Origin of the sequence: Gloeocapsopsis crepidinum LEGE 06123, assembly GCF_015207655.1 — a bacterium.
GTDB lineage: Bacteria > Cyanobacteriota > Cyanobacteriia > Cyanobacteriales > Chroococcidiopsidaceae > Gloeocapsopsis > Gloeocapsopsis crepidinum.
Map to the genome: position 1 here is coordinate 1 of NZ_JADEWN010000078.1, position 26,489 is coordinate 26,489.

Genomic DNA, 26,489 nt, shown 5'->3' on the forward strand with positions numbered 1-26,489 from the left:
CTGATTGAGGTGTCACCTTGTGTGTATGCCTTAACTATTTTTTCTCGCAAGTCGAGCGAGTACGGTTTCATTAGACTTCATTTGTGTACTCCTCTTACTGTACCTCATAAACTTGCAATAGGCTGTAACTTATCAAATTGCAGAATTACAAAAGAACAGTAGTAATTCTAGTCAAGCTTCAGAACAAACACGCCAGGAAGCGCCTGAAGATATTCAAAAGTTGTTAAATGAACAGGCAAAACTTGCCAAGATCGTAAATTCTTTACAAGAAATCGACCGTTGTAACCAAACGATTCAACTCGATCCTAGTTCGGCTATAGCCTACTATAATCGGGCACAGGCTTACGAACGGTTAGGAGAGAAAGCAGCAGCGATCGCCGACTACGATCAAGCTATTCGCCTAAATACTAACTATACGGAAGCCTACTACAACAGAGGACTTGCTTATGTAGACTTAGGACATAAAAAGCAAGCACTTCAAGATTTTCGCGTAGCTGCAAAACTATTTTTTGCAAAAGGTGATATTGAAAACTACCAAAAAGCTAAATCTTTTAGTCAAGAAATACATCAATTAAAAACATTAAATAATGATAATAATAGTAATCTAATAGTAGAAAACATATTTTCTACTATGGTAAATTAACCTGCATGAGTTCACAATATCAAATTATAGATTTGCTAGGACAAGGGCAATTTGGACGAGTTTTTAAAGCAATTCATATACCAACTGGTAGCTTAGTTGCTCTTAAAGAATTAGAAAGAAAGCGTTTTCCCACTCATAAATTTTTACGGGAGTTAAATTTTTTAACACAGTTACAACATCCCAATATTGTTGCTTGTCAAGCTATAGAGCATACTGAAAAAGGACGCTATTTAGTATTAGACTATTGGGATGGTGGTAATTTACGCCATCTTATGCAGTCAAATAATGCAATTACTTTAGTTCAAAGCTTGAAAATAATTGCAGATATTCTTTCTGGCGTAGAATACGCTCATACTCGCGGTATTGTTCATTGTGATATTAAGCCAGAAAACATACTACTACATCACAATGAAGTAGGGTGGACAGCTTGTCTTGCTGATTTTGGAATAGCGATGAGCCAAAGTAGCATAGAAATTAATTTAGGATCGCCTGCATATATGGCTCCTGAACAATTTTATGGTCAATTCTTACCTACTTCTGATTTGTACGCAGTTGGAGTTGTACTTTACGAAATGCTATTAGGTTATCGCCCCTTTTCTGGTTTACTTGGAGAATTAATGCCTGCACACCTAACTCAACCTGTAGAAATTCCTAATACTATTCCTTCTCTTCTGCGCTCTATTATATCAACAGCATTACAAAAGCTACCTGCGCGCCGCTTCACCTCTGCTACTGAGATGTTGAAATCAGTACAAATAGCTTTAATGGTTGAGCAAAGTTCAGCAAATATCAAACAGTAAAGAATTTTCTTAAGTATTCTGAACTTTATCTTTAAAAAATAAAAATACCAATTTTTTAAAGTTTAGCAATAAATACGAATTTCACAACTTTTGCTAAATATAAATTTATTAATTGATAACTGTATGTAGTTTATTTAGCACTCATCGTTAATCATTGATAACAGAAGAAAAACATGACCTTTGCTACAATAAAACTATCTTTTAATACTTGTTACTATATTCGTAAACTTCTACTACAATGTGAAAGTGAGTTAAAAGCACTACTTAGTCAGTCGGGGATATTTTTTAACTCAAAAGAGGTTTTAGAGCAATTACTTGAGAGTGTTTACTTAGAAGAAGAAATACAAAATCTACTAGTAGCATTGTATCAAGAAGAAAATTTGATCAATAAAGTGGTAGACCAATTAGAAAATCTGGTGAGACGACATCAAGCGATACTGCAAAAAGCTGATATATCTCAAGAAGATATTGCTATCAAGCGAAAAATCTTTCTCTTATTAGGTTTTAAACGAATCATAATTACAAATCAAGAGATATTTGATGCCTTAAATAAAATTAGTTTATTTAGTAAAAATTATTTAGGAAATACATTAATAGTTAAGAATTGGCAGAGTACTTGTCCTGATAATGATTGGCTAAAAAAGATTCAAATAGAGCGTTCAGCTAAGTTTACTTGTTTCGATGAAGTTCAACAATTAAATTTAAAGCAACTACAGTTGATTCATCAATGGGTAACTGCTTTTGGTAAACGAAGTTCTGCAATTATTCGGGATTTTACTGAAATTATTAATGAAGAAAGAATTGGTGAATTGCCTGATGGTGTATTGCTTTTGTCTATTAATTCATATGCAGCTTGGGTAAATATGCTCTAAAAAATATTGTGCAATGTGTTGTGTAATGGAAATATATTGAGGTTGATTTTAACTCGTTCTATCCATGCTAAAATCACTAGAAATGAGGAGAAATTAAATCCACCTTTGTGTGTAAAAGGTATCTTGCAACCATTTCCAGAAGGTAAAAAATTGTATAACCCTAGCATAGCTGATTTAACGTAGAGGAGCGATCGCAGAAATTTTATAATAAGTATACTAGCCAGGTAAAATCATGTGTGGAAGATATACCCTCACTCAGTCTGCTGAAGCGATCGCCGCCGCGTTTGGGCTAGATGCAGTATCAGAGATGGAACCCAGATATAATATTGCACCAACTCAATCAGTACCTGTAGTGTTGTATTCTGCTAAAAAGCAACGCCAGTTGAAGCTAATGCGTTGGGGTTTAATTCCCTCATGGGCGGAAGACGCTAGTATTGGTTCGCGCTTGATTAATGCACGTTCAGAAACTGTTAGCGAGAAACCATCTTTTCGTGCAGCGTTTCGCCAACGCCGTTGTTTAGTGGTAGCAGATGGATTTTATGAATGGCAACGTCAAGAACATAAAAAACAACCATACTACTTTCATCTCCAGAATAAGCAACCATTTGGTTTTGCAGGGTTATGGGAACATTGGCAATCTCCGGAAGGAGAAAATATCGAAACTTGCACAATTCTAACGACAGAGGCTAACGAGTTAATGCGTCCTATTCACAATCGCATGCCAGTTATTTTAAACTCTCAAGATTATGCTCTTTGGTTAGATATCACCGCACAACAAACAGAATTGCAGCATTTGTTTCATCCATACTCATCACAAGCAATGAACTCCTACCCAGTGAGTACCTTGGTAAACAAACCAACTAATAATAGTGCCGAGTGCATTAATAGCTTATAGTCTATGCTAGACAAATAATTGTAGGCATATCTTTATTGAGATTAGGTATTTTTTTGTTGATAGCTGAGTTATTAGTTAAGTAGTTAAAATTATTAAATCTCTAATATAAATAATTGAATCTGATTTTGCTTATCTTGACCTTCAACAGAAGCGTTATGGATATCTTTCTGAGTAAAATTGCTTGACTCAGTATAATTACAGAAATACGAAAATCAGTAAAAATACGCTGGAACTCTCTAAATATTATATTTATTTTGATTTAGAACATAAAGCTGTAAAGTTTGATTAACGCAGCAGAACAAATTATATAAAGTCTTGATGAATAAAAATGAGTTCATTATTAATCTTGAATCTCTCATTTTTGTATAAGGCTTTTTAGTAGATAATGGCTAAATTTAATAATTTAGCGACTTAAGTATGGATATGTGCCTCACTTTTGTAAGTGGGTTGTTGAGCTTTACTTAAAATTTAGCATGAAAGGTAAAAGACATTTGACTTCTGTGATAAGAAATCGCTATTCCCTAAATATTTTATTAGGAACGCTAGCAATTTGGGGAATAAGTCTAACTGCAATTGATCGCAAGACTATTGCTGCTCCACCACCAAATATTAGAGTAGTAGGTAACAAATTTCAAGATTCTCAAGGTAGTACTGTGGTATTGCGCGGAGTTAGTCTTACAGATGCAGAACATATTAGTAAGAATTTCGGCTATAAATTTATTATTGATTTACTCACAGATCCGAGTAAAAACTGGTACACCAAGATTGTTCGCGTTCCTGTTCATCCTCATACTTGGTTAGAAAACGAAGCCTTTTCTCAAACTAAGGCAGATCGTCACTTCAATCAATACTTGAAACCTTTGATAGACTACGCTAGCTCAAAAGGATTATATGTCATTATAGATTGGCATTATGTGCAAGATCCACGTAACAAGCAAAGTCAAACACTTGCCTTTTGGAAGTATATTGCACCTAAGTTTAGTTCTTATGGGAATGTTCTCTACGAAATATACAATGAAAACTCTAGCAATGCTAGCAGCGGGATGACTTGGAGTACTTGGAAAAACCTAGCACAACCTTGGATAAATACAATTCGATCTGCCGGTGCACCAAACATTATTCTAATCTGTGGTCCTCAGTACTGTCAGCATATGCGTGAGGCTGCTGATGCTCCATTTTACGATCCTATGTTTCCTAATTCGCCAAATTTAGCTTATGTTGCACATATTTACCCAAGCTTCTATTCACGGCAGAATGGTTCACAGCGACAAAAGTATGAATACGAAATAGGCTACTTGGCTCAACGTCACCCAGTTGTCGTAACTGAGTGGGGCTGGGATGAAGATATGTCAGGTACTGAAGTTTATGGAAATCAAAATACTTATGGCAATGAATTAAAGAAATTTATTGATGACTATGGCTTAAGTTGGACGAGTTGGGTAGCAAGTAATAACCCTTGGTATCCACAGTTATTTTATGGTGATTGGACCCCTCGACAAAGTCCTCGATATCATGGAAGTTTCACGCGAGATTGGTTGTCCGAAAAGCGCAATAGTAGCCCACCATCAGCACAACCATCAACGGTAAACTTCCCAATCCGAATCGCAGCAGGAAGCAATACAGAGTTCATTGCATCTAATGGTAGTAAATGGAACCAAGATCAAGGTTTTTTAAATGGTTCAACTGTGAACCGTGGTAATATTCCAATTGCTAATACATCCAATGCTAGACTTTACCAAACTGAACGTTATGGATTAACAGGTTATGCATTCACAATTCCTAATGGTAACTATCTTGTCAAACTACACTTTGCAGAAACTTACAATGGTATTTCAGCAAAAGGACAACGCGTATTTGATGTAGCCATAGAAGAGGAAAAACTGAATAACATTGATATATACTCAGAAGCAAAAGGTAGAAATATTGCACTAATCAAAACAGTCAATATTACTGTAAAAGATGGTCAATTAGATATAAAATTTATACCACGCGCTCAGTTACCATTGATTAATGCCTTGGAAATCATACCTGTAACAAAATGAAGAACAATAAGAGAAACTAAGCATTTTTGTTGTTCTGCTGCATATAGCTTAATAACCAATTTGCAACTGTTGCGCGACGAGTTTGGCGAGGCCCAAACTCGCCAATTTTATAGCCAGAAAAACCGAGTTTCTCTTTTAAAAGTTGCTTGTTTTCTGGAGGAATCGAACGAGTTAGCTTGACTGTGGCTGGACGACTTTCAATAAAGTTTGGTGGTTGTGGATACTCATCACGCCATTCATCTACAACTTGTGTGTTATCCCACATATCTGTCGTCTCATCGTAACGATAGCCTAAATAGTGCCATGCCAATTGATTAACTGTGACATCGTCGATAGTATCGTTAATAATTGCCCAAATTGTTTCTGTACATAGTGGTAACATCTGAGGCATATTCATAAGCTCTAATTATTTGAGTAAAACTTTTTAAAAACTAGAAGATATGAATTATTTTAGGCTTTGCCTGCTAGTTATGCTGAGATTTTGAGTAATCAATCATGATAGTTTGAATTAACGCTTCTAATTAATATCTACCTCTGTTGGAAGAGATGGTGGGTAAAAAAATTATGACAAACTGATGACAAAAGCCAGCGCCTCAACTCCGTTTTTGGGAGAAGGATTATGGGAATAGATGATTTTCTGAGAAAAATACCAGGATTTCCGCAAGGAAGATCCAAGGATGACGATCGCAGATATCGAGATGATGACGATCGGCGTTACAGGTATCGTGACGACGATGATGACGATGATGACCGACGTTACAAATATCGCGATCGCGACGATGATGACGATGACGATGATGACCGACGTTACAGGTATCGTGACGACGATGATGACGATGACGATGATGACGATTGAATTAAATTAAGTTGTAGCATCAAGAAAAACCTCGCCTTTGTTTCAAGTTGTTTAAGATAGACAAAGGCGATTTTTTTATGTCGTAATACACTTGTAAAAATTTCCGCTGATGCTCGATTCATCACTATCTCAAGCGCGTATTCAAGCTCATGTTTTAGTCTCTGGTAGAGTGCAAGGAGTCGGTTTTCGCATGGCAACCTATGATATGGCTCAAGAGTTAGGGCTGAATGGTTGGGTACGCAATCTGGCGGATGGTTGTGTTGAAGCTGTGTTTGAAGGTAGTAAAGACGTAGTAGATAAAATGGTGCGATGGTGTCATCAAGGAAGTCGTGCTGCTGTCGTCAAAGATGTAACTGTTGAGTACAAAGCACCAGAGGGAATTTCTAAATTTAGTATCCGACGTTGAGTGAGTATTATTTACTATTTATATTGATAGTAATTTTTAATTAAAACTTAATAAAGCGTGATGTTGTCCAAAATAACTATATAAAATACTCAATTTGACAAATGCGATCGCCTGTTGATTCCTACAAATACTGCCTAAAAATCCCGACTAAAATATAGGTTTTTATATTAAGATAGGTAATGTTTTTACGTAAATTCAGAACTTAATATTGAGTCAATTTTTGAACAAATAAGAGATTTTATCTTATGCACAACAAACTATTCAATACGCATATTCAAGATTCACATATCTTAATGACTCCGAAGGAAGTAAAAGTAAAACTCCCACTAACACATTCGGCAGAGAAAACAGTTTTGCGAGCCAGGAAAGAAATAGAAGCGATTCTAGAAGGTTACGACAACCGTAAATTCATCGTGGTTGGTCCTTGCTCTATCCATGATGTCAAAGCAGCTAAAGAGTATGCTGACAAACTTAAAAACCTCGCTGAGCAAGTCAAAGACAAACTCCTACTCATCATGCGAGTTTACTTTGAAAAGCCGCGAACAAACGTCGGCTGGAAAGGTTTAATTAACGATCCAGACATGAATGACTCGTTTCACATTGAAAAAGGATTGTTAACAGCACGAAAATTACTGATTCATTTAGCTGAACTAGGATTACCCGCAGCAACCGAAGCTTTAGACCCCATTGTACCGCAGTATATTAGTGAATTAATTGCTTGGTCTGCGATCGGCGCTCGCACAACCGAATCACAAACGCATCGAGAAATGGCAAGTGGTTTATCAATGCCTGTTGGCTTCAAAAATGGCACTGATGGCGGTATTGAAGTTGCATTAAATGCCTTAAAGTCGGCTGAAGTCCCGCACCATTTTCTAGGTATCAATCATAACGGGCAAGTTAGTGTATTTAAAACAAAAGGAAACACCCACGGGCACGTTATTTTAAGAGGTGGCGGTGGTAAGCCCAATTATGATGCTGAAAGTATTAGAGTTGCTGAAGAAAAATTAAAGGCAGCAAATTTACCAGCAAAAATAGTGATTGATTGTAGTCATGGGAACTCTAATAAAGATTATAAGTTACAAGCTACAGTCTTCAACAGCGTCATTGAGCAAATTGTTGAGGGTAATACTGCGATCGTAGGCATGATGCTGGAATCCAATTTATATGAAGGTGGTCAATCGATCCCAAGCAATTTAGCAGATTTGAAATATGGTGTTTCAGTAACAGATAAGTGTATTAGCTGGGAAGAAACTGAAAGAATTATTAGCGATGCTTACGAAAAACTCAAGTAGTGCCATAGAGAAAGGAGGAATGCTGTTGTAGTGACTGTTAGCAAGCATCCTCCTGTTACTGATTTGTTTTCACTGAAAACGCACGCTATTGTAAGTTAAACCACGATACCTTAGTGCGCATACTTGTCTTTGTAGGGAAGTACGCGGCTGCTTTCGATATGTAATACCTCGATATTTGGCAGTTATACCAATATTGTTATTTACACGGACAGCAGGGGATTCGTACTTCAAACCACGGTAAGATAAAGTCATAGTTTTTACCTTTGATTGAGTTGTTGATTGAACGGTAGTTAGAGCAATTAGTTGGTAACTCATGGGTAATTTGTAATTGTCGTAAGTTTGTTATCGAGAATTGATCCACAGCAGTTCCTGAACAGCGTGTGTACCTGCTTGTTGTAAGGAACGAGATATGTGTGGTGCTTGTTTATATGCAGTAATACTGGCGATCGCTAAAATCGCTAAAACGATCGATAAAAGAAACTGATGGCTCGGTGTTTCTTCACCTGAGTGAGCGAAGCATTTTTCTAGAAACTGTCGAGAATCGCTACTAGTTGAGTACAAGCTGAGTAAATTAAGAGTGCCAAACGTGTCATGATGCATCAAGGTTTCTCCTGTAGGGTGAGGGGTAAGTGATGCAGCGATCGCGCGATCGCACTAACGCGCAGCTATGCCATTAGCACCAGCAGGCAACCCAGCGATAGTCTGAAGTTTGACCAGTTGACCTGTAACGAGGTTTACTCGAAACACTGCAACTGTGCCCCGTGTGTTGTCCAGCGAGTAGAGATTTAATCCATCATTACTGAGTGATAAATCAATCGGAGTTGTCCCACTACCCGTTAAACCAGTACGACCGCCAGCAGTTAATAAACTGAGGTTGCCACCAAAACTGACACGTAAGCCGGAAATCGACTCGCTACCAGTGTTTGTGACATAGGCAAAGCGTCCATCATTACTAACTACAACCCAACACGTTGCCGTTTCGGTTGTGGCGAGTGAAGAAGTTATGAGTTGAAGATCGCCATTAGGCTTGACAAGATAAGATGACACTGTACCGCCATTAGCAGCACCCGCTGCGGCTTCTGAAACAAGAAGTTGATCGCGCTTACCAAAAGCAAAACCAAAAGGTGTTGTACCTGCCGAAACAAATACTCTTGGTCCAGTGACGCGCCCACTAGGTAAGACACTGTAGGTACTGATTTTATTTGTACTTTTCTCTGTAACAATGAGTCGCTGACCATCGGGGGTAAATTGCACTTGTGCTGGTGCGGTATTCGCTGCGCTCAATGGTCGAGTAGAATCTGCTAGAGGCAACATTTTGCAGTTCTTATCGACAATAAAGCCACTAATATTATCTGAATTACCAACAGTACCACCCGCATTGAGTACATATAGCAGGTTGCGGTTGACACTCACGCTGACTGGTCGCGAACCACCTGAATTGATTTTATCTGCGAGTAATAAACCATCAGCTTTAACAAGAAAAGATGAAATTTGGTTACTACCAGCATTGACTGCATATAAACACCGATTTGCTTGATCCAACACTAAAGCATTTTGGTTGCCTAGCGATGTTCCAGTGCCTTTACCGCCTGTATCATACCTCTGTGGCGCACCTAAGCGACCTTGAGCATCACGGTTGTAAACTAAGACTTTGTTAGCGTTTGTGGCATTCGTCATTGTGTAAACCGCACCCCTTGGTGGCTGGTTAGCGATCGCGCTTCCTGGCAAAAGTGTTGACAAAACTGCGGTGTAAGAAAAAAGTTTTTTCAGGTTAAAAGTAGACATATCTCCTCATTGCTACAACTTCAGCAGCTTAAAAGTTAATAAAGAGCTAATTGCTTTAAGGTCATTTATCACTAAAGATTGATGACAGGCTTGACTCTAATATTTCTTAGATTGATAATTTGCCCAAGATCGGTTCTGGATCAGCAATCAACGCTGAGAATTGACCTTGACAAAAACAGCATTTAATGCACAATGTCTACGCTCAAAGCTTCGCAACGAGGACTAGTCCGAATTAAACAAGCCAGAAAAGAAAAAGGATGGGCTATTGATGACTTCCGCTGGTTGGAAAGTGCAACTCAAGTACTAGGAGTGACGTGGTCAGAACAAGGGTTTTTAGCTGAAGGAGTTTCGGAGGGAACTTGGAAACGGTTTCTAGCGGGAAAGTTACCAATTAATGCTGAGGCTTTTAAAGCTTACTGTCAGATTCTCGAACTCGACTGGAGCGAAGTTGTTGAGCGTACTGGACAGCAAGACTGGGGTGAAGCGCCGGAGGTAGAGAATTTTCACGGTCGTAGCGATGAAATCAATATCCTGCGACAGTGGGTAATTCAAGATAAGTGTCGCTTGGTGGCGTTATTAGGGATGGGCGGTATTGGTAAAACTGCGTTGAGTGCAAAATTAGCGGCTCAACTTGAGAATGAATTTGAATTTATTATTTGGCGCAGTCTGCGTAACGCACCACTAGTAGAAGATATTTTGGCAGAACTGATTCAGTTTCTCTCAGAACAGCACGAAACAAAGCTACCTAATTATTTAGACGGTAAAATCTCGCAGCTGATTAAGTACCTACGTGCTGCGCACTGTCTGTTGATTTTAGATAATGCTGAGTCAATTTTACGCAGTGGCGAGTCGCTTGGGGATAGCTTCGCTGCACGCACAGGAGCCTATCGAGAAGGATATGCAGGCTACGGTCAATTACTGCAACGTATTGGCGAAACTTCCCACAATAGCTGTTTGATCCTCACTTCACGGGAAAAACCTCAAGGTTTTGTAGCTTTAGAAGGTGAATCTCCTGTTCGTTGTTTATATTTGACAGGTTTACCATCAGCTGTCGGACAAGCAATTTTTCAAACCAAGGGATCTTTCATAGGTTCCGAAGCACAATGGCAAGCTTTAATTTCTCATTATGGTGGTAATCCACTAGCTTTAAAGATTGTTGCTGCGGCGATTCGCGATTTTTTTGATAGCAACATCCCCCAGTTTCTTGATTTCCTGAAAACTGGTCCATTTATTTTTGACGACATTCGCGATTTATTAGAACGCCAATTTCAACGCCTTACAAAGGCAGAACAAGAGATTATGTACTGGTTGGCAATTAACCGAGAACCCGTCACACTTGCAGAACTACAGGATGATTTTATTTCTGGTTTACCACCGAGCGAAATTCTTCAGGCGATCGCATCGTTGCAACGTCGCTCACTCATCGAAAAATCAGGCGCTACTTTTACTCAACAACCAGTTGTGATGGAATACGTCACGACTCGATTGATTGAGCAAATTTGTGTTGAAATTACATCAGGAGAACTTACCTTATTCAAAAGTCACGCCTTAGTAAAGGCACAAGCAAAAGATTATGTACGCGATACCCAAATTAACTTAATTCTCCAACCTGTAATTGATGGATTATTGGTTACTTTTCATTCTTTTAAAAGTATTGAAAATCGACTCATTCAACTTTCTCAAATTCACGGTCAATCTTCTTTAGAAACAGGATATATTGGCGGTAATATTTTGAATTTGCTGTGCCATCTCAAAGTAGATTTCAGCGACTACGATTTTTCACACTTAACAGTATGGCAAGCTTATTTACAAGGAATCAACTTACACAATGTAAATTTTGCTTTTTCTGACTTATCAAAATCAGTTTTTACAGAAACTTTAGGAAACATTTTAGATGCCGCATTTAGCTATGATGGTGAACTCTTAGCAACGTGTGATGTTGATGGGAAAGTGCGCGTATGGCAAGCACAAACAGGTAAACTCCTGGCATTGTGTGAGGGACATACTAATTGGGTACGAACAGTTGCTTTTAGTCGTGATGGTAAAATAGCGAGTGGTAGTACTGATCAAACAGTAAGGTTTTGGGATGTTACTACAGGTCAATGCCAAAAAACTTGCACCGAACACACGCACGAAATTTACTCGATAAGCTTTAATATTAATGGTCAAATACTAGCAAGTGGCAGTGGCGATCGCACAATCAAACTGTGGGATGTCACCACAGGTGAATGCATCAAAACATTGACCGGACATACCGATTGTGTACGTTCTGTTGCCTTTAGCCATGATGGTCAAATATTAGCAAGTGGTAGTGCCGACAACACGATTAAAATTTGGGATATTACAACAGGTAAATGTATCAAAACATTAACTGGACATACTGATTGGATAAGGTCTATTGCGTTTAATAATAATGGAATACTTGCAAGTTGTAGTACAGATTCTTTAGTGAAACTATGGGATATCAAAACAGGTAGATGCTGCCAAACTTTCACCGGTCATACTCATGGTGTTTATGCAGTTGCGTTTAGTCCTGATAGTCAAATACTAGCAAGTGGCAGTGGTGATAAAACGGTGAAGTTATGGGATGTCAACACAGGTAGTTGTATCAAAACTTTGCCAGAACATACGCATCAAATTTGTGCAGTTGCGTTTAGTCCGCAAGGGACAATGTTAGTGTCCGTCAGCTTAGATCAAACTGCCAGACTTTGGAATTGGACAACTGGACAATGCTTGAGAACTTTACAAGGACATACTGATTGGGCATTTCCTGTCGTATTTGCACCGCAGTGTCAGGCGGATCAGGAAGAATTTTTAGCAAGTGGTAGTGCAGATAAAACGATCCGACTTTGGAATGTCAGTCGTGGTGAAGAAATGAAAACTCTAGCAGGACATATCGGGCAAGTATGGTCACTTGCATTCAATCATGACGGTAGTGCGATCGCAAGTGGTAGTACAGATTCGACAATCCGGCTATGGAATATTTCTACAGGTCAATGCAAAATTTTACACGGACATACTGATTGGGTACGGATTGTTGCATTTAGCCAAGATGGTCAAATTTTGGCGAGTGGTAGCGCCGATCGCACAATAAAATTATGGGACTCGAACACAGGTGAGTGTATTAATACCTTACACGGTCACACCGATCATTTATGGTCAGTGACCTTCAGCCGCGATCGCAAAACATTATTTAGTGCTAGTACCGACTCTACAATCCGGTTATGGGAGATTGAAACGGGGCAGTGTCACCAAATTATGAAAGATGGTAATAAAGCTGTTTACTGTATTGCCTTGAGTCCAGACGAACAAACCATCGCTAGTGGTAGTGCTGATGCCACAATCCGATTGTGGAATCTTACAACAGGAAAGTGTCGCAAACTACAAGGACATAAAGGTTTTGTGTTTACTCTTGCTTTTAGCCGTGATGGGAAAATGCTAGCAAGTGGTAGTGCTGATCAATCGGTAAAGCTTTGGAATGTTGAGACTGGGGAATTGCAAACTTGTGTCGGACATACACATCAAGTTTGTGCGATCGCCTTTAGTAATGATAACCGGATCGTCGCCAGCGGCAGTGGAGCGCAAGATCAAACGGTAAGATTATGGGATGTGAAAACAGGAAAATGCTTGAAAATCCTGCGGGCAAAAAGACTTTATGAAGGTATGAATATTACCGGAGTAACAGGATTAACTCAAGCGCAAAAAGCCGTACTGCGATCGCTTGGTGCAATCGAGGATAATTAAATTTGAGCGATCGCACCATTTCTTCGTTCATCTCCTGCACCCGAAATGACCCCTTCAGATGTTTCCATAACGGTGTGTACGCCACCGAAAAACATATTCTTTGTATTCCATAAAATCAACTGATCGTCATCATTTTCGATTGCTTTAATGACTGAATCACTAAATCCTGGTTCAACATTAAAAATATTATTTTCCCAATGAACGCGAGGACTGCTTACTGCTTGCTGAACAGGCATTTTAAAATCAATAATATTAGAAATAACCTGTAAAATTGCGGTTCTAATCCGATTTGCTCCTCCCGATCCTAGAACAATTTCAGGTTGATTATCTTTGAGTACTATTGTTGGTGCCATCATCGAAGAAATTCTGACATTCTCTTGCCATTGATGAAATCCTTGGGGATTTAAATCTTCTTCTCCTAGGATATTATTTATCATAATTCCTGTACCAGGAATCATATAAGAAGAACCTTCCCCGTGTGTCGTTGTTACGCTAGCTGCATTACCTTCGGTATCAACAACGCTAATATGCGTCGTGCTTCCCCACTTATGCGCATCAGTTAATTGTTTTTCGTATTGAGCTATATGCTCTTCTGATAAGAATTTTTCAGCAACGTCTTGTTGATAAATATTTGTATTATATCCATCCTTTCTTGCCTCGTTTGTCAGTCGCATGACTTCCGCTAGAATTTCTAGATGGCGCGATGTGCCAAAGCCAACAGTTTCTAAATCAATTCTTGATAAAAGTTCTAGAGTGAATGCCATTAAGATTCCGCCCGAACTCGGAGGAGGATTTGTTAAAAAAGTATTACCTCGATAATTAACTTTTAAAGGTGTTCTTTCAATAACTTGATAACTTTTGAGATCTTCTAAAGTTAAATATCCGCCATATTCTTGACAATCATTCACTAACTGACGGGCAATTTCTCCTTGATAAAATTCTTGACATCCTGTTGCTGCTAGATGCGCTAAGGTATTAGCAAAATCATGCATGAATATTTTTTCACCAAGTTGACGGATTTCTCCAGTTGGTGCATATATTTGCTTTCCTTCGGGAGAGGAAACCATTATTTGTTTGAGGATATTTAAGCAGTAGGATTGAAAGTTACCAACTTCTACGCCTGTTTTTGCATAATGAATTGCAGGTTCAGCGATCGCCTTAAAAGGTAATTTCCCTAATCTTTCTTGAATGTGAAAAATTCCAGCAATATTACCAGGTACAGCGATTGAACCAAGCCCAATATGAAACTCTTGGGCGGCATCACCATAAACAATTTCAATCGGATAAAAGTTGAGTTCGCCGATATGTCTCTTTTGTCGTGGTGTTTGCGAGAAAAAATCAAATAAAATATTTTCGTTCCGGTTGGTATGAGCCAACAGAAAACCACTACCACCAGCTGAAGTTAGTGCCGATTCGGTAACGAAAGACGCCAACATAGCTGCTGTTGCAGCATCAAAAGCATTACCACCACTACGAAACATTTCAATTCCAGCCTCGGCAGTTTTATGATGTCCAGCGGCGATCGTGCCGTGTGTTATTTTAGTCATGGGCGACAACTAAGACAGCTGCGCCATTAATTTTGCCACTGCGCAGAGCATCAAGTGCATCGTTTGCCTCATTTAAAGGAAAAAGATTGACTTCAGTGTGAATTGGAACTTGCGGCGCTAAAGCTAAGAATTCTTCGCCATCAAGACGCGTGAGATTTGCTACAGATCGCACAACCCGTTCTTCCCACAAAATATGATAAGGAAATGATGGAATATCACTCATGTGAATTCCTGCACAAACAACGACACCCCCTTTAGTAACCGCACGAAGTGCAGCAGGTACTAATGCACCAATTGGGGCAAAAATAATTGCAGCATCTAACGGTTCCGGTGGTAACTCTTCTGAACTGCCAGCCCAGACAGCACCAAGTGTACGAGCAAATTCTTGCCCTTTGATATCTCCCTTACGGGTAAAAGCGTAAACTTCTCGTCCTTGATAGCGTGCGAGTTGAATCAGAATATGTGCAGCAGCACCGAAACCGTAAAAACCCAACTTTTGGGCATCACCTGTCATGCGATAAGCGCGATAACCAATTAGCCCTGCGCACAATAAAGGTGCAGCTTGTAAATCTGGGTAATCATCAGGAAGAGGAAAACAAAAGCTTTCTTCAGCAACTGTATATTCTGCATAGCCACCATCGATTTGATAGCCTGTAAACTGCGCGTAGTCACAGAGATTTTCTTTCCCACTGAGACAATAGCGGCAATGATGACAAGTATGCCCTAACCAAGGAACACCGACGCGATCTCCTACTTTAAATTGCTGTACTTGTTCCCCGACTTCTTCAATAATTCCCACGATCTGATGTCCAGGAACTAATGGTAGTTTCGGTTGTGTGAGTTCTCCATCAACAATGTGCAGATCTGTGCGACAAATACCGCAAGCGCGAACGCGAATTAGGACTTGCTGCGGATTTGGTGTTGGAATTGGTAAGTTGGCGACACGCAGGGGTTTACCTGGTGTATCTAGAATCATTGCCCGCATGATCGTTGTGTTTTAGAGGGGAAATTAAGATAATTGGCTTTGCACGAATTTATGCAAGCGATCCATGCCCTTTTCTATTGATGCCATATCGGTAGCGTAAGAGAGACGAATATGATCGTTTGCGCCGAAAGCAATACCAGGAACAGCCGCAACTTGTTGGGTTTCTAGAAGGTTGTCGCAGAATTCTAGCGAACTTAAGCCTGTTTTACTAATATTGACAAATAAATAAAATGCACCATTCGGTGGCGCACAACTAACTCCAGGTATAGCACGAATTCGCTCTAACATAACTTGTCGTCGTTCGGCAAAGGCTAAACGCATTTTTTCGACACACTCTTGTGATTCTTCAAACGCAGCGATCGCACCATACTGTGCAAACGTACACACATTAGAAGTACTATGACCTTGAATCGTACTGACTGCTTTAATTAACTCGACTGCACCCGCTAAATAACCAAGTCGCCAGCCTGTCATCGAGTATGCTTTAGCAAAGCCGCTACTAACGATTGTCCGTGCAAAAATTTCCTTGCCTAGTGAGCCAATACTAATATGCTTGGCATCGTCGTAAATAATCTTTTCGTAAATTTCGTCTGAGACAACTAAAATATCCTGTTCGACTATGACTTGTGCAAGGGCTTGAATTTCGGTTGGTGTATAAACAACACCCGTAGGGTTACACGGCGAATTGAAAACAAATAGCTTAGTATTAGCGGTAATCGCTGAACGTAATTGCGCTGGTGTAATTTTGTATTCTGTCGCAGCATCCGTCTGGACAATCACTGGTTTGCCTCCAGCTAGCTTGACCATTTCGGGATAACTAAGCCAGTAGGGCGCAGGTATAATCACTTCATCACCTGGCTCGATCAATGCCAGCATCAAGTTAAATAAACTGTGTTTACCACCATTAGTAACAATGATATTTTCGGTGTTGTAGTCGAGGTGATTTTCATTTTGCAGCTTGCGGGCGATCGCTTCACGTAATTTTGGTTCTCCAGCGGCGGGACCGTACTTTGTTTTACCTTCATCTAAGGCTTTTTGAGCAGCGGCTTTGATGTGTGTGGGAGTATCAAAATCTGGTTCTCCCGCGCTAAAACTACAAACATCGATTCCGTCTAGCTTCATTGCTTTGGCTTTGGCGGCGATCGCCAGTGTTAAAGACGGAGTTACCTCACCTACTCGTGCTGCCAACTTCATGCTCAATATCTTCGGCAAAACTCTAATTTATCTAGGATATCTTAGAGTCTTACAACTGAATTGTATTTTTCATTGCTTCCTTATTCTTGAGAACTCACAACCGCTTGTCACAGTAAGAGCTAAAACCATACTCTTATGACATTTATCGCTAGTGCTATATTGTGATACTTTGACTAAATCTTAATAGAGCAAAATATTTCAAATAAATTTGATGGCTTTTATTCAAGGAACTTCTAAAAAGAATACCCTGATTGGCACTGCACTAGCAGATACGCTCTACGGTGTTGCTGGAAACGACAAAATTTACGGTTATGGTGGTAATGACCTGCTTCGAGGAGGTAGCGGCAATGATACACTCTTTGGCGGTCGTGGTAATGACACGCTCTTTGGTGGTAGCGGCGACGATCGACTTGTTGGCGGTCGTGGAATAGACACAGCTAGTTATAGCCAAGCTACTCGAGGAATTGTTGCGAATCTCAAAAAAGGAATTGTTGTTACACCCATCTTTAATCCATCAAGTCAACCCAAAATTATGCCTTTGGGTGACTCAATCACCGAGGGAAAACACCGCGTAGACCCTACTCCTGGAACTTACCGAATTCAACTATGGAATAATGTGTCGGCTGATGGTTTGAAAATCGACTTTGTTGGTTCGCAGTTTAATGGACCTCCAAGCCTTGATGACAAAAATCACGAAGGGCACGGCGGTTGGACAATCGATGAAATCACTAATTTAGTCAATAGAGGAATTTTCAAAACCTACCAACCTGATATTGTGCTGCTAATGATCGGTACAAATGATGCTTTAGGTCATAGTAGTTTGAGAGAAATGTACAACGATTTAAGCTACCTAATTGACCGCATTGCGCAGCAATCAGCAAAGACTCAGATACTTGTTTCATCCATTGCTCCAATTGATGCTAGTGTTCGTAGCAAAACTGCTGCTAACCTTGCCAAAGATTTTAATGCTCTTCTTCCTGACTTAGTTGATCGCAAAGTTGCGCAAGGCAAGAATGTTAGCTTTGTCAACGCAGGAGGTAGTCTGAATTTGAGTGACTTAACTCCCGATGGTATTCATCCGCGTCGTCAAGGCTACGATAAACTGGGAAACGCTTGGTATGATGCACTCGTTGACCGCGATACTCTTACGGGGATAGAAAATGTGACAGGATCGCGATTTGCTGATAAGTTAATCGGCAATGGTGCTGCTAATGTTCTGCAAGGGAATGCTGGTAATGATACACTCATTGGCGGGTTTGGCAATGATACGTTAATTGGCGGTTCTGGTTACGATCGCTTTGTGTTTAATTACCCCGCTGAGGGAGTTGATATTATTAGAGACTTTAATCCCAACTTCGATAAAATCGTAGTTTCTCAAGCAGGTTTTGGTGGTGGGCTTTCGAGAGGTACTATTACAAGCAGAGAGTTTCGCATAGCATCTGCACAAAATTCAAGCGATCGCTTCATTTACAACCGCAGTAACGGTAATTTATTCTTTGACGTTGATGGGACTAGCAACGCTGACGCGATTCAAATTGCCAAACTCATTGGCGAACCAGATATTACACGTAATAACATTGTTGTTATCTAGACGCAAAATTAGTTCTTTATTCGTGCTACTAAATCAATCTTACTATCATGTAATTCTGTTGCAGTAGGCATTTGATTTAAACGCATTAGCTCAGAAATTGCTGCCATTTCGGTATCGCGTTGACTTCCTGCTGCAGCTAATACTTGCTCGTTTTTGATATAAAAAGCAATAAATTCTCGTTCCTGCAAGTTACCATCAAAAATAATTTCATCCCACTCAGTCGCGTGTCCGACATAACGCAAAGGAAACTGAAATTGCATTGTCCAAAAAACTGGGATACCTGCGAATTTTATAGATTTTCCTGCCATGTTGTAAGCTGCAACGCGACCGTGTTGTGCTGCTAACCGCCAGTGTTCTACCCGTGTTGATTCACCTGTACGGCAGTCAGGATAACGCGCAATATCTCCCGCTGCATACAATCCATCAGCTGCACAAAGATATTCATCGACAACCACACTACGATCTTTGTCATGCAACTCTACACCTTCGAGAAACTGAGTTGCTGGCTGTACGCCAATACCGACAATGACTAGATCAGTTGCTAAGCGATCGCCATTTTCTAAAATAACAGCTTCTACTTTGCCCTCACCCTCAAATTCTTGAGCTTTTGTACCCAGAAGGAAACTCACGCCTTCTTCTTCATGTACCTGCTGAAACAACTGTCCAATTTCTTTACCAAGAATTTTCTCAAACGGTACTGCACTCGGCGAAACAACAGTAACTTGCAAACCCTGTTGTGTTAACCCCGCAGCCGCTTCCATCCCAATAAAACTTGAACCAATCACAACGGCACGCGATGCATTTTTTGCGGATGAGAGGATCTTTTCCGTATCAGCAAAACTACGTAAGGTAAAGATATTTTCTAAATCTGCACCTTCAACATCCAACTGACGCGGTTTACCGCCAGTAGCCAGCAACAACGAGTCATAAGTCATTGTCTCACTATCTGCAAAGGTGATAGTTTTAGTTGTTGCATCGATGCGTTCAACGCGCTTATTCAATAAAACTTCAATACCATGCTCATCGTAGAACTTCTGCGATCGCAATGGCATCTCATCAGTAGAGACTTTGCCAGTAAAGTAGTCTTTGCTCAACCACGTACGGTCATATGGTAATTTATCCTCATACGTCAGCATGACGATGCGCCCTGCAAAACCTGCCTGTCGCAGTGCCTCTACTGCTGCACTTCCCGCCGCACCCGCACCCACTACAACAAATACGCGTTGATCCACATCTGGTTTATACTCAACCATTGCCGGAGTTCGTTGCTGTGGTGCTGATTCAGGAACACTCACAATGACATCTTCATCTACAATTCTTACTGCATAACAAGGTTGCGCATCCAATCCTGGCGGTTCTTGTAAATCTCCCGTCACCAAGTTAAAACAAGCATTATGCCAAGGACAAATAACGCGATCGCCACTCAAAACTCCCTCCGCAAGTGGGGCTTTATAGTGCGTACAGTAAGCACCAATTGCGTGAAATTCATCATTCATTCGCGCTAGTAATACATCAGTGTCTCCCACCAAAACTTGCTTCATCTCGCCATTTTGTAAATCCTTAACCCGTGCAACAACAGCTTCCTTCAATGGCGCAGACTCAGCATTCTGTTTACTCATAATTAATTCAAACGTACAGCAGTATTAAACAATCTTTTTTGTCCTTGAAGATCTCTCTTGATCTCTGTGCCGAAGTTCGGTTCGTTTCAAAAAAGTTTACAACTCTGACAAAATTTTCCCCCAAGCAAGAACCTTTACTCATCTTGCCTGGGATAGACGTAATTCTTAAGCGATCGTCACTTCCGACGATAGATAAACATCCTGAATCGCGTGAAACAGTTTCACTCCATCTTCAAAGGGACGCTGGAACGTCTTGCGACCAGAAATTAAGCCAGAACCACCAGCACGTTTATTGATAACTGCTGTGCGAATTGCTTCAGCAAAATCATTTTTACCAGAAGCACCACCCGAATTAATCAACCCCGCACGTCCGCAATAAGAATTTAAGACTTGATAGCGCGTTAAGTCAATTGGGTGATCTGTGACTAAATCAGTGTAGATGCGATCGTTGGTTTTACCGTAGCTTTTTCCTGTTGCGTGGGCAACTGCGGCATAGCCATGATTATTTTCTGGCAACTTCTGTTTGACAATATCAGCTTCAATTGTCACGCCCAAGTGATTAGCTTGACCTGTGAGATCTGCTGAGATGTGATAGTCTTTATCTTGCTTAAACGCATTATTCCGCAAATAGCACCATAGAACTGTTGCCATACCAAGTTCGTGCGCGTGGGCAAAAGCTTCACTCACTTCCTGAATTTGCCGTGTTGATTGTTCAGATCCAAAATAAATAGTTGCACCAACGGCAACAGCCCCCAAATTCCAAGCTTGTTCAACTGACGCAAACATCACTTGATCGAATTGGTTTGGATATGTCAGTAATTCGTTGTGGTTGAGTTTGGCAATGAAGGGAATTTTATGCGCATACTTACGCGAAACACTGCCCAAAACACCCAAAGTTGTCGCAACCGCGTTACAGCCAGCTTCAATCGCCAACTTAACGATGTTTTCTGGATCGAAATAAATCGGGTTAGGCGCAAACGAAGCCCCTGCAGAGTGTTCGATTCCCTGGTCTACTGGTAAGATAGAAAGATAACCCGTATTTGCTAAACGACCATAAGAGTAAAGTTGTTGGAGACTGCGCAATACTTGCGGTGAGCGATCGCTAATTGTAAAAATCCGATCGACAAAATCTGATCCTGGCAAGTGCAATAAATCTTTTGAGACTTTGGCTTTATAGGTTAGCAGATCTTCTGCCTCTTCACCCAACCAAGATGCAATTGATTCTGGTGCAGATAGTGTTGCTGTCATAAAAATTCCTCAAATTTCTCCTAAAGTTTCAACTGCTGTGGTAGTGGAAATCCATGTTGTTCTCTACCTGGTCTCCCGTCGTATTTTTTTGATGTTTTATACAGTTCAAAGCGTCCGTCTGCGGCGTAGCTTGCATATCGATTGCGTACAGCTTGCATTTCCTCTATACTCATAGGCTGAAAGTTGCCAGCAATACGTAGGTTCTGATACAGCACCGCTAGAGAATCAATGCCACTAACCGTACTCACTACAGGGAGACTCATAGCGTAGCGGAGTGCCTCTTCTACTGTAACGATTCCTTTTTTCAATGCGTCACCACTACCACCCAAACTCTTCATGCCAATTGCGGCGATTTGTTGTCGTTGAAGTTCTGGTAGTACTTGTTGCTCAAAACTGCGAAAGCTAGCATCAAAACAATTTAGAGGTAGCTGACAAGTATCAAAGGGGTATTTATAAGCTAACATTTTGAGATGGATTGCAGGGTCTTTATGACCTGTAAACCCAATGAAGCGGACTTTTCCCTGTTGTTTTGCTTGCTCTAGTGCTTCGACCGCGCCGCCTTTGGCAAAATGTAATTCAGGGTCGTTGTCGTAAATCACTTCATGAATTTGCCACAGATCGATGTAATCTGTTTTTAATCGTTGTAAAGATTGCTCTAACTGCTGCATTGCTACGCGGGCATCGCGCCCGTGCGTACAAACTTTTGTCATTAAAAACGCTTTGTCGCGTCTTCCTCCTTGTAGTGCTTGACCCATTAATTCTTCGCAGCGTCCCTTACCGTACTCCCAGGCGTTATCTAAGAAATTTACTCCGGCGTCAACCGCTTCTTGAACAATTCGTACCGCAACTTGATCGTCTTTGATGTTACCTAGGTGTGCGCCTCCTAGTGCTAATGCAGAGACTTCTACTCCTGTTTTACCTAACATCCGTCGCGGGATTGTACCAAAATCCTCGCGCGTATTAGCTACTGGGCTTTGTGTCACCTGTGAGATGCTCTGTTGTTTTTGCCAGATGAAATACGCGATCGCGCCTCCAGCACCAATGATACCTGCACGTAGCAAAAATTCCCGTCGTTGCCAATTGAGCGAGTACTTTTGTGATGTTCCTGATTCTTCTGTCATCAGCTATCACCTCCCTTTTTCTGGTAGCACTCCTTGATTGTAAAAAAACCTACCTAAAGGTAGTAGGGAGCGAAAGAGCAGGAATGCAAAGGTGTAGAGGAGAAATTATTTGCTAATTCACTTGTTTGTTTAGCAATGCCTGAATTATGTGACGGGAAACACGGAAGTTTGTTTGTTGCAATTGAGCAATGGTTTCACCAAGGTCGATCAAACCTTGAGTTGCGGCATCATCTAAGATACCAAAAGTACCGATAGTGGAAATTCCTTGATTGCTTGCAATCCGTCGCCCCAAACGTTCATCGATAATCAGTAAGTCTGTTGGCAATGTTTGAGCAAGGGTAATGGCAGCTTGTTCGCCTAGATCGAGGGCACTGAGCGTGTCATTCATCACGGGAACGGCTTGAATGATAAGCCAGGAAGGAGGATTTATAATCAATTGCTGAAGAACAGGTGGCGCACCTGAATCTAGCATTTCATCACGCACCGCAGCAGCAGATAGTTAATCGGCGAGGTATCGGAAACAACAATCATGAGGCACTACTGTTGTGCCTTGCCCGAAGTTGACGGAGGGTTTCGCGATCGCACCTAGATCAATTTCATTGTAGTGTAAATCAGCATTGTGCTTTTTTAGAAATGAATCTACTGCCCAACGGGATGGCAAATCAAGGATACGTCCAACCTCGGCACTGGTAATTTTTTCTGCTTGATAGGCTTGCACTACTAAAGCTTCTAAAATCTCACGAGCAAGGCGATCGCGGTTGAAATGTTGAATTAATTCATCAGGGAGGTTGAGGGTGATTTGCATAGGATTGCCACCAGGAAATCGGCTTCAGGGAAAATTGATTTGAGTTTAGTGTAGCTAAACTTCCCTGTTGTTGAAACTCACCAATCGCTCCTCACGATTGTCACCGCCACTAACTCCTGAGCACTTTGAGACACCACAGACTATCTCCTGAACGCTCTCGAACTCACCAAAAACCTCCAAATACGAGTGCAAGGATTTTATGCACCAGCTAACGTTCCCAACCAGCGGCGGCAGACAACTTTGAACTCAGCACCAGCGACTTTCGCCCGTCCGCTGCCGTGACATGTTAGCTGGCTGGCAGCACCAGATGAATCTGGCTATTGACAATAATATGCCAAAACCAGCATATTTAAAGCATGAATGCATTACCAAAGCCAGTTGAATGGGTCGGAAGTTCCCTGGAAGATTTAAAGGAGTTTCCAGAGGATGTTCGGCAAACCGTTGGGTACGCGTTGTACCTGGCTCACTGTGGTGAAAAGCATCCCTCAGCCAAGCCACTCAAAGGATTTAAGGGGACTGGGGTACTGGAAATTTTAGAAGACTTTGACGGAGATACTTATCGAGTCGTCTACACGGTAAAACTGGCTGGAGTGGTCTACGTTTTACACGCTTTTCAGAAGAAATCAAAGCAAGGTATTGCTACTCCTAAGCAGGATATTGACCTGATCGAAACAAGACTGAAACGAGCCAAGGAGCACTACTCGCAAAATTACAGCAAACACCAGGGAGAGTAAAATATGACTGAAGAAATTGGAGTGCAAGCCAGTAGTGGCAACGTATTTGCAGATTTGAGTTTGGACAATGCTGACGAATTGCTTGTCAAAGTAGAACTTGCTCACCGGATCAGCAGCATTATTACTACTCAGCGAATGACGCAAAGTGAGGCAGCAGAGGTGTTAGGAATTGACCAACCTAAAATCTCGGCATTAATCAATGGAAAACTAATAGGTTTTTCGACCGCACGGTTGTTTCGCTTTCTTAATGCTTTGGGACGAGATGTGGAAATTGTAGTGAAGCCCAAATCTCACGCACAAGCTCAAACGCGCGTTGTTACTTCGTGATTTTGAATACTAACAGATCGTCTCCCTGTACCAGCCCCAACCCAGAAACGAAGCCAGCTAACGGTGAAGTGCAGCGGCGGTAGATAACCTTGAACTCCCACCAATAACCTCTGTACCGTCCGCACCAACGCAGTGTTGGGCTGCTTAGTCTTTCGGTTATGGCAGTACGTCCAATTTTTCGTCCGTGTCAAAGCCAACGCAATTTTAAAAATGGCACAATGGTAGTGGAGTATCTGTTTTGGGCTGCTACCGAATCCTATGTTTATTGAGCGCAAAGTCAATCAAGCAACTAATAAGGTTGAGCTATGGGAGTGCGAGTGGGAATACCCCGAAGGTGCTCCAGCCAAGAAGATTTTTGTTAGTAGGATCGGTGAGGAACAGCCTCTAGCGCCGGAAGGTAAAAATTCCTGGAGCCAGGTTAATGCGATTTGTTGGGCATCTGGGTGCACACTTGGAAATATTGCTGTTTTTTCTAAATCTATACTTGGAAATTTTCCTGCACAGGCGGGTAATGATGCGCTCTTGCCTTGCGATTTCGTCCACGCTGGAAAGTTCCGGCACGGTGCTGATCGTTGGTGGTGTCGGACTCACCAAACGCATTGGGGAACTAAAGCTGATCAAGAATCATATAAGCGCTCGGGAGTGATGCGTTGTGCTAACCACTCCCAACCAATGAACTATACTCTGGCTCCATTGGAAATTAATGTGGCTGATTATGCTGAGGTAGGCATCTGGTGTTCACTTCCAACAGGGCTGTCTACCAAATCAATCGAGTCTCGTGCCCCTAAGATTCATGTTCATTTGCGTCCCAAAGCACAAGGTAAGAAGTTAATAGACGCTGACTTTGAAGCTATTTCGTTGCTCTACCACGAAGATTTGGGATTGTTTCCCCACGCCGAAATTACCCGTGTTAACATCACACCACCTGCTGCATTCGAGTTTGTGTGTGCTGTAGAAGAGAATCGAGAGATGACCTGCATCAACTGCTCACAGTGTGGCTATCCACATTTGGATCTGGGCGATTTTGCGGAAGCCCCATCGAAAACATTTCTGTGGTAATTGTGGTTGTGATAGCACTTAGAGTTCTGGACATATTGTGTCAACGCCTCTCAAGCCTCTATATGACCAATTTGCAAAGAACACACAGTATAAGGAACCAGACAGAACATTAAATCTGGATTTAGATAAATACTCAGGCTGTGATTACGAAATTTGGGCATCTACTCCAGCAATCGTGTGGTCAGCAGACCGCCCGCAGGAAAGGGGAATTCATGTTCACGTTAATGATGGCGCGAAGCGAATTGTTGATGATACGTTTAGTGCTGTCATTCTTGATGGTAAAACCCTTGAACGTAAGGATGTGCTTCAAGCAATGTTCGATCGCACAATTACATGAGATAAAACTGCTGTTCATAAAAATTTGTATTGAGGCAATTTATGTTTAGTGTCACTGTTGATGAAATACAACGCGATCCTTTAAAGTATCTTCGTCAAGTAGAGGCAGGTGAAACGCTTGTCATTGTTCGATCTGACAAGCCGATCGCTGAACTTAGACCTATTGCCAGTAGTAAGCAGTTGCGACCATTTGGTTTATGTGCAGGCGAGTTTACCGTTCCAGATGATTTCGACGCTCCTTTGCCGGAAGATCTACTCAACGCATTTGAGGGCAAATGAGGATTTTGCTAGATACGCATATTTTCTTATGGTTCATCAGTGGTGATATCCAGTTGTCAACGGATGTTCGGGATGCGATTCGTGATCCAGACAACGAAGTTTATCTGAGTTCAGTTTCAGTTTGGGAAGCAATTGTTAAGTACCAACTAGGTAAGCTACCTCTGCCGGAACCTCCCGAAAAATACAGCCTATTGCAGTTTTATGAGGCACAGTAGCAACAGTGAGTAAACCAGTTTTTCAAATGCACGGGATTAATTAAATCGAGTGCAGTGGCAATGAGAAGATCAACCCTGAATGCAGTAGTTGGGG

The 26,489-nt window shown here is 41.2% G+C and carries 28 protein-coding genes; 16 read left to right on the top strand and 12 right to left on the bottom strand.

Annotated elements, in window-relative coordinates; all coding sequences use genetic code 11:
• The first annotated feature begins 220 nt into the window (after nucleotides 1-220).
• The 5 genes from IQ230_RS22740 to IQ230_RS22760 all read left to right on the top strand — a co-directional run bounded on the left by IQ230_RS22740 (nucleotide 221) and on the right by IQ230_RS22760 (nucleotide 5,252).
• Nucleotides 221-643, top strand: coding sequence for a tetratricopeptide repeat protein (locus tag IQ230_RS22740; protein WP_193934512.1), 423 nt, complete (start codon nucleotides 221-223; stop codon nucleotides 641-643).
• A 5-nt stretch (nucleotides 644-648) separates the two neighbouring features.
• Nucleotides 649-1,443: a serine/threonine-protein kinase gene (locus tag IQ230_RS22745; protein WP_193934513.1), complete on the top strand. Its 795-nt coding sequence runs from the start codon at nucleotides 649-651 to the stop codon at nucleotides 1,441-1,443.
• A gap of 173 nt (nucleotides 1,444-1,616) precedes the next feature.
• Entirely contained in the window at nucleotides 1,617-2,315 is a 699-nt protein-coding gene (locus tag IQ230_RS22750; RefSeq protein WP_193934514.1) for a hypothetical protein, read from the top strand.
• Between the two features lie 232 nt (nucleotides 2,316-2,547).
• Nucleotides 2,548-3,210 carry an SOS response-associated peptidase gene (locus IQ230_RS22755; RefSeq protein ID WP_193934515.1) on the top strand — a complete coding sequence of 221 codons (663 nt, stop codon included), beginning with the start codon at nucleotides 2,548-2,550 and terminating at the stop codon, nucleotides 3,208-3,210.
• A gap of 500 nt (nucleotides 3,211-3,710) precedes the next feature.
• Entirely contained in the window at nucleotides 3,711-5,252 is a 1,542-nt protein-coding gene (locus IQ230_RS22760) for a cellulase family glycosylhydrolase (protein ID WP_322742549.1), read from the top strand.
• A gap of 16 nt (nucleotides 5,253-5,268) precedes the next feature.
• On the opposite strand, the gene IQ230_RS22765 is transcribed toward IQ230_RS22760, so the two are convergent.
• On the bottom strand, nucleotides 5,269-5,643 hold the full coding sequence (locus tag IQ230_RS22765) for a DUF1823 family protein (protein WP_193934517.1): 375 nt from the start codon (nucleotides 5,641-5,643) through the stop codon (nucleotides 5,269-5,271).
• 228 nt (nucleotides 5,644-5,871) lie between these two features.
• On the opposite strand from IQ230_RS22765, the gene IQ230_RS22770 reads away from it, so the two are divergent.
• The 3 genes from IQ230_RS22770 (at nucleotide 5,872) to IQ230_RS22780 (ending at nucleotide 7,806) form a co-directional block, all read left to right on the top strand.
• On the top strand, nucleotides 5,872-6,108 hold the full coding sequence (locus IQ230_RS22770) for a hypothetical protein (protein WP_193934518.1): 237 nt from the start codon (nucleotides 5,872-5,874) through the stop codon (nucleotides 6,106-6,108).
• A 109-nt stretch (nucleotides 6,109-6,217) separates the two neighbouring features.
• Nucleotides 6,218-6,514, top strand: coding sequence for an acylphosphatase (locus IQ230_RS22775; protein ID WP_193934519.1), 297 nt, complete (start codon nucleotides 6,218-6,220; stop codon nucleotides 6,512-6,514).
• A 245-nt stretch (nucleotides 6,515-6,759) separates the two neighbouring features.
• Nucleotides 6,760-7,806 carry a 3-deoxy-7-phosphoheptulonate synthase gene (locus IQ230_RS22780; protein WP_193934520.1) on the top strand — a complete coding sequence of 349 codons (1,047 nt, stop codon included), beginning with the start codon at nucleotides 6,760-6,762 and terminating at the stop codon, nucleotides 7,804-7,806.
• A 69-nt stretch (nucleotides 7,807-7,875) separates the two neighbouring features.
• Here IQ230_RS22780 and IQ230_RS22785 read toward each other — a convergent pair whose 3' ends face one another.
• The 3 genes from IQ230_RS22785 to IQ230_RS22795 all read right to left on the bottom strand — a co-directional run bounded on the left by IQ230_RS22785 (nucleotide 7,876) and on the right by IQ230_RS22795 (nucleotide 9,591).
• A complete protein-coding gene (locus IQ230_RS22785) occupies nucleotides 7,876-8,058 on the bottom strand; it encodes a DUF4278 domain-containing protein (protein WP_193934521.1) in 183 nt (60 codons plus the stop codon).
• A gap of 90 nt (nucleotides 8,059-8,148) precedes the next feature.
• On the bottom strand, nucleotides 8,149-8,406 hold the full coding sequence (locus IQ230_RS22790; protein ID WP_193934522.1) for a hypothetical protein: 258 nt from the start codon (nucleotides 8,404-8,406) through the stop codon (nucleotides 8,149-8,151).
• 54 nt (nucleotides 8,407-8,460) lie between these two features.
• Entirely contained in the window at nucleotides 8,461-9,591 is a 1,131-nt protein-coding gene (locus tag IQ230_RS22795) for a lactonase family protein (protein WP_193934523.1), read from the bottom strand.
• A gap of 192 nt (nucleotides 9,592-9,783) precedes the next feature.
• Here IQ230_RS22795 and IQ230_RS22800 point away from each other — a divergent pair, with 192 nt between their 5' ends.
• The gene (locus tag IQ230_RS22800; RefSeq protein WP_193934524.1) at nucleotides 9,784-13,335 is read left to right on the top strand and encodes a WD40 domain-containing protein; all 3,552 of its coding nucleotides are present in this window, start codon (nucleotides 9,784-9,786) and stop codon (nucleotides 13,333-13,335) included.
• Here IQ230_RS22800 and ggt read toward each other — a convergent pair.
• Genes ggt through IQ230_RS22815 form a run of 3 tightly spaced genes read right to left on the bottom strand, consistent with a single transcriptional unit; the run spans nucleotide 13,332 to nucleotide 17,061 of the window.
• The gene (ggt, locus tag IQ230_RS22805; protein ID WP_193934525.1) at nucleotides 13,332-14,882 is read right to left on the bottom strand and encodes a gamma-glutamyltransferase; all 1,551 of its coding nucleotides are present in this window, start codon (nucleotides 14,880-14,882) and stop codon (nucleotides 13,332-13,334) included. The genes IQ230_RS22800 and ggt overlap by 4 nt on opposite strands.
• Nucleotides 14,875-15,858, bottom strand: a complete 984-nt coding sequence (locus tag IQ230_RS22810) for a zinc-dependent alcohol dehydrogenase family protein (protein WP_228055250.1) — start codon at nucleotides 15,856-15,858, stop codon at nucleotides 14,875-14,877. The genes ggt and IQ230_RS22810 overlap by 8 nt, the downstream gene beginning before the upstream one ends.
• Before the next feature lie 33 nt (nucleotides 15,859-15,891).
• The gene (locus tag IQ230_RS22815) at nucleotides 15,892-17,061 is read right to left on the bottom strand and encodes a pyridoxal phosphate-dependent aminotransferase (protein ID WP_193934527.1); all 1,170 of its coding nucleotides are present in this window, start codon (nucleotides 17,059-17,061) and stop codon (nucleotides 15,892-15,894) included.
• A gap of 211 nt (nucleotides 17,062-17,272) precedes the next feature.
• Between IQ230_RS22815 and IQ230_RS22820 the strand changes: the two genes are divergently transcribed.
• Nucleotides 17,273-18,652 (top strand): GDSL-type esterase/lipase family protein, encoded by a 1,380-nt coding sequence (locus IQ230_RS22820; RefSeq protein WP_193934528.1) that lies wholly within the window; start codon nucleotides 17,273-17,275, stop codon nucleotides 18,650-18,652.
• 8 nt (nucleotides 18,653-18,660) lie between these two features.
• Here the strand turns inward: IQ230_RS22820 and IQ230_RS22825 are convergent, their stop codons facing one another.
• The 5 genes from IQ230_RS22825 to IQ230_RS22845 all read right to left on the bottom strand — a co-directional run bounded on the left by IQ230_RS22825 (nucleotide 18,661) and on the right by IQ230_RS22845 (nucleotide 23,445).
• Nucleotides 18,661-20,271: an FAD-dependent oxidoreductase gene (locus tag IQ230_RS22825; RefSeq protein WP_193934529.1), complete on the bottom strand. Its 1,611-nt coding sequence runs from the start codon at nucleotides 20,269-20,271 to the stop codon at nucleotides 18,661-18,663.
• Between the two features lie 165 nt (nucleotides 20,272-20,436).
• A complete protein-coding gene (locus tag IQ230_RS22830; RefSeq protein ID WP_193934530.1) occupies nucleotides 20,437-21,519 on the bottom strand; it encodes a class I fructose-bisphosphate aldolase in 1,083 nt (360 codons plus the stop codon).
• A 20-nt stretch (nucleotides 21,520-21,539) separates the two neighbouring features.
• Nucleotides 21,540-22,640: an aldo/keto reductase gene (locus IQ230_RS22835; protein WP_193934531.1), complete on the bottom strand. Its 1,101-nt coding sequence runs from the start codon at nucleotides 22,638-22,640 to the stop codon at nucleotides 21,540-21,542.
• A gap of 112 nt (nucleotides 22,641-22,752) precedes the next feature.
• Nucleotides 22,753-23,112, bottom strand: a complete 360-nt coding sequence (locus tag IQ230_RS22840; protein ID WP_228055251.1) for a DUF3368 domain-containing protein — start codon at nucleotides 23,110-23,112, stop codon at nucleotides 22,753-22,755.
• Nucleotides 23,113-23,139: 27 nt separating this feature from the next.
• Nucleotides 23,140-23,445: a UPF0175 family protein gene (locus tag IQ230_RS22845; protein WP_228055252.1), complete on the bottom strand. Its 306-nt coding sequence runs from the start codon at nucleotides 23,443-23,445 to the stop codon at nucleotides 23,140-23,142.
• Nucleotides 23,446-23,801: 356 nt separating this feature from the next.
• Between IQ230_RS22845 and IQ230_RS22850 the strand changes: the two genes are divergently transcribed.
• The 6 genes from IQ230_RS22850 (at nucleotide 23,802) to IQ230_RS22870 (ending at nucleotide 26,395) form a co-directional block, all read left to right on the top strand.
• Nucleotides 23,802-24,179, top strand: coding sequence for a type II toxin-antitoxin system RelE/ParE family toxin (locus IQ230_RS22850; protein ID WP_193934532.1), 378 nt, complete (start codon nucleotides 23,802-23,804; stop codon nucleotides 24,177-24,179).
• A 3-nt stretch (nucleotides 24,180-24,182) separates the two neighbouring features.
• Nucleotides 24,183-24,506, top strand: a complete 324-nt coding sequence (locus IQ230_RS22855; protein WP_193934533.1) for a helix-turn-helix domain-containing protein — start codon at nucleotides 24,183-24,185, stop codon at nucleotides 24,504-24,506.
• 522 nt (nucleotides 24,507-25,028) lie between these two features.
• Complete coding sequence (locus tag IQ230_RS27035) at nucleotides 25,029-25,565, top strand: DM13 domain-containing protein (protein ID WP_228055253.1); 537 nt, start codon at nucleotides 25,029-25,031, stop codon at nucleotides 25,563-25,565.
• A gap of 37 nt (nucleotides 25,566-25,602) precedes the next feature.
• Nucleotides 25,603-25,902 carry a hypothetical protein gene (locus IQ230_RS27040; protein ID WP_228055254.1) on the top strand — a complete coding sequence of 100 codons (300 nt, stop codon included), beginning with the start codon at nucleotides 25,603-25,605 and terminating at the stop codon, nucleotides 25,900-25,902.
• Between the two features lie 41 nt (nucleotides 25,903-25,943).
• Nucleotides 25,944-26,180 carry a type II toxin-antitoxin system Phd/YefM family antitoxin gene (locus IQ230_RS22865; protein ID WP_193934534.1) on the top strand — a complete coding sequence of 79 codons (237 nt, stop codon included), beginning with the start codon at nucleotides 25,944-25,946 and terminating at the stop codon, nucleotides 26,178-26,180.
• Nucleotides 26,177-26,395 carry a type II toxin-antitoxin system VapC family toxin gene (locus tag IQ230_RS22870; protein WP_193934535.1) on the top strand — a complete coding sequence of 73 codons (219 nt, stop codon included), beginning with the start codon at nucleotides 26,177-26,179 and terminating at the stop codon, nucleotides 26,393-26,395. Before IQ230_RS22865 ends, IQ230_RS22870 begins: the two co-directional genes overlap by 4 nt.
• The last annotated feature ends 94 nt before the right edge of the window (nucleotides 26,396-26,489 follow it).

Bases quoted from the DNA above. Each gene is read 5' to 3' on its own strand.
- IQ230_RS22850 (WP_193934532.1), top strand. From the start codon at position 23,802: ATGAATGCATTACCAAAGCCAGTTGAATGGGTCGGAAGTTCCCTGGAA.
- IQ230_RS22755 (WP_193934515.1), top strand. From the start codon at position 2,548: ATGTGTGGAAGATATACCCTCACTCAGTCTGCTGAAGCGATCGCCGCC.
- IQ230_RS22790 (WP_193934522.1), bottom strand. From the start codon at position 8,406: ATGCATCATGACACGTTTGGCACTCTTAATTTACTCAGCTTGTACTCA.
- IQ230_RS22770 (WP_193934518.1), top strand. From the start codon at position 5,872: ATGGGAATAGATGATTTTCTGAGAAAAATACCAGGATTTCCGCAAGGA.
- IQ230_RS22870 (WP_193934535.1), top strand. From the start codon at position 26,177: ATGAGGATTTTGCTAGATACGCATATTTTCTTATGGTTCATCAGTGGT.
- IQ230_RS22835 (WP_193934531.1), bottom strand. From the start codon at position 22,640: ATGACAGAAGAATCAGGAACATCACAAAAGTACTCGCTCAATTGGCAA.
- IQ230_RS22855 (WP_193934533.1), top strand. From the start codon at position 24,183: ATGACTGAAGAAATTGGAGTGCAAGCCAGTAGTGGCAACGTATTTGCA.
- IQ230_RS22815 (WP_193934527.1), bottom strand. From the start codon at position 17,061: ATGAAGTTGGCAGCACGAGTAGGTGAGGTAACTCCGTCTTTAACACTG.
- IQ230_RS22820 (WP_193934528.1), top strand. From the start codon at position 17,273: ATGGCTTTTATTCAAGGAACTTCTAAAAAGAATACCCTGATTGGCACT.
- IQ230_RS22800 (WP_193934524.1), top strand. From the start codon at position 9,784: ATGTCTACGCTCAAAGCTTCGCAACGAGGACTAGTCCGAATTAAACAA.
- IQ230_RS22795 (WP_193934523.1), bottom strand. From the start codon at position 9,591: ATGTCTACTTTTAACCTGAAAAAACTTTTTTCTTACACCGCAGTTTTG.
- IQ230_RS22745 (WP_193934513.1), top strand. From the start codon at position 649: ATGAGTTCACAATATCAAATTATAGATTTGCTAGGACAAGGGCAATTT.
- IQ230_RS22785 (WP_193934521.1), bottom strand. From the start codon at position 8,058: ATGACTTTATCTTACCGTGGTTTGAAGTACGAATCCCCTGCTGTCCGT.
- IQ230_RS22810 (WP_228055250.1), bottom strand. From the start codon at position 15,858: ATGATTCTAGATACACCAGGTAAACCCCTGCGTGTCGCCAACTTACCA.
- IQ230_RS22865 (WP_193934534.1), top strand. From the start codon at position 25,944: ATGTTTAGTGTCACTGTTGATGAAATACAACGCGATCCTTTAAAGTAT.
- IQ230_RS22840 (WP_228055251.1), bottom strand. From the start codon at position 23,112: ATGCTAGATTCAGGTGCGCCACCTGTTCTTCAGCAATTGATTATAAAT.
- IQ230_RS22775 (WP_193934519.1), top strand. From the start codon at position 6,218: ATGCTCGATTCATCACTATCTCAAGCGCGTATTCAAGCTCATGTTTTA.
- IQ230_RS22845 (WP_228055252.1), bottom strand. From the start codon at position 23,445: ATGCAAATCACCCTCAACCTCCCTGATGAATTAATTCAACATTTCAAC.
- IQ230_RS22765 (WP_193934517.1), bottom strand. From the start codon at position 5,643: ATGCCTCAGATGTTACCACTATGTACAGAAACAATTTGGGCAATTATT.
- IQ230_RS22825 (WP_193934529.1), bottom strand. From the start codon at position 20,271: ATGAGTAAACAGAATGCTGAGTCTGCGCCATTGAAGGAAGCTGTTGTT.
- IQ230_RS22830 (WP_193934530.1), bottom strand. From the start codon at position 21,519: ATGACAGCAACACTATCTGCACCAGAATCAATTGCATCTTGGTTGGGT.
- IQ230_RS22780 (WP_193934520.1), top strand. From the start codon at position 6,760: ATGCACAACAAACTATTCAATACGCATATTCAAGATTCACATATCTTA.
- ggt (WP_193934525.1), bottom strand. From the start codon at position 14,882: ATGACTAAAATAACACACGGCACGATCGCCGCTGGACATCATAAAACT.
- IQ230_RS22750 (WP_193934514.1), top strand. From the start codon at position 1,617: ATGACCTTTGCTACAATAAAACTATCTTTTAATACTTGTTACTATATT.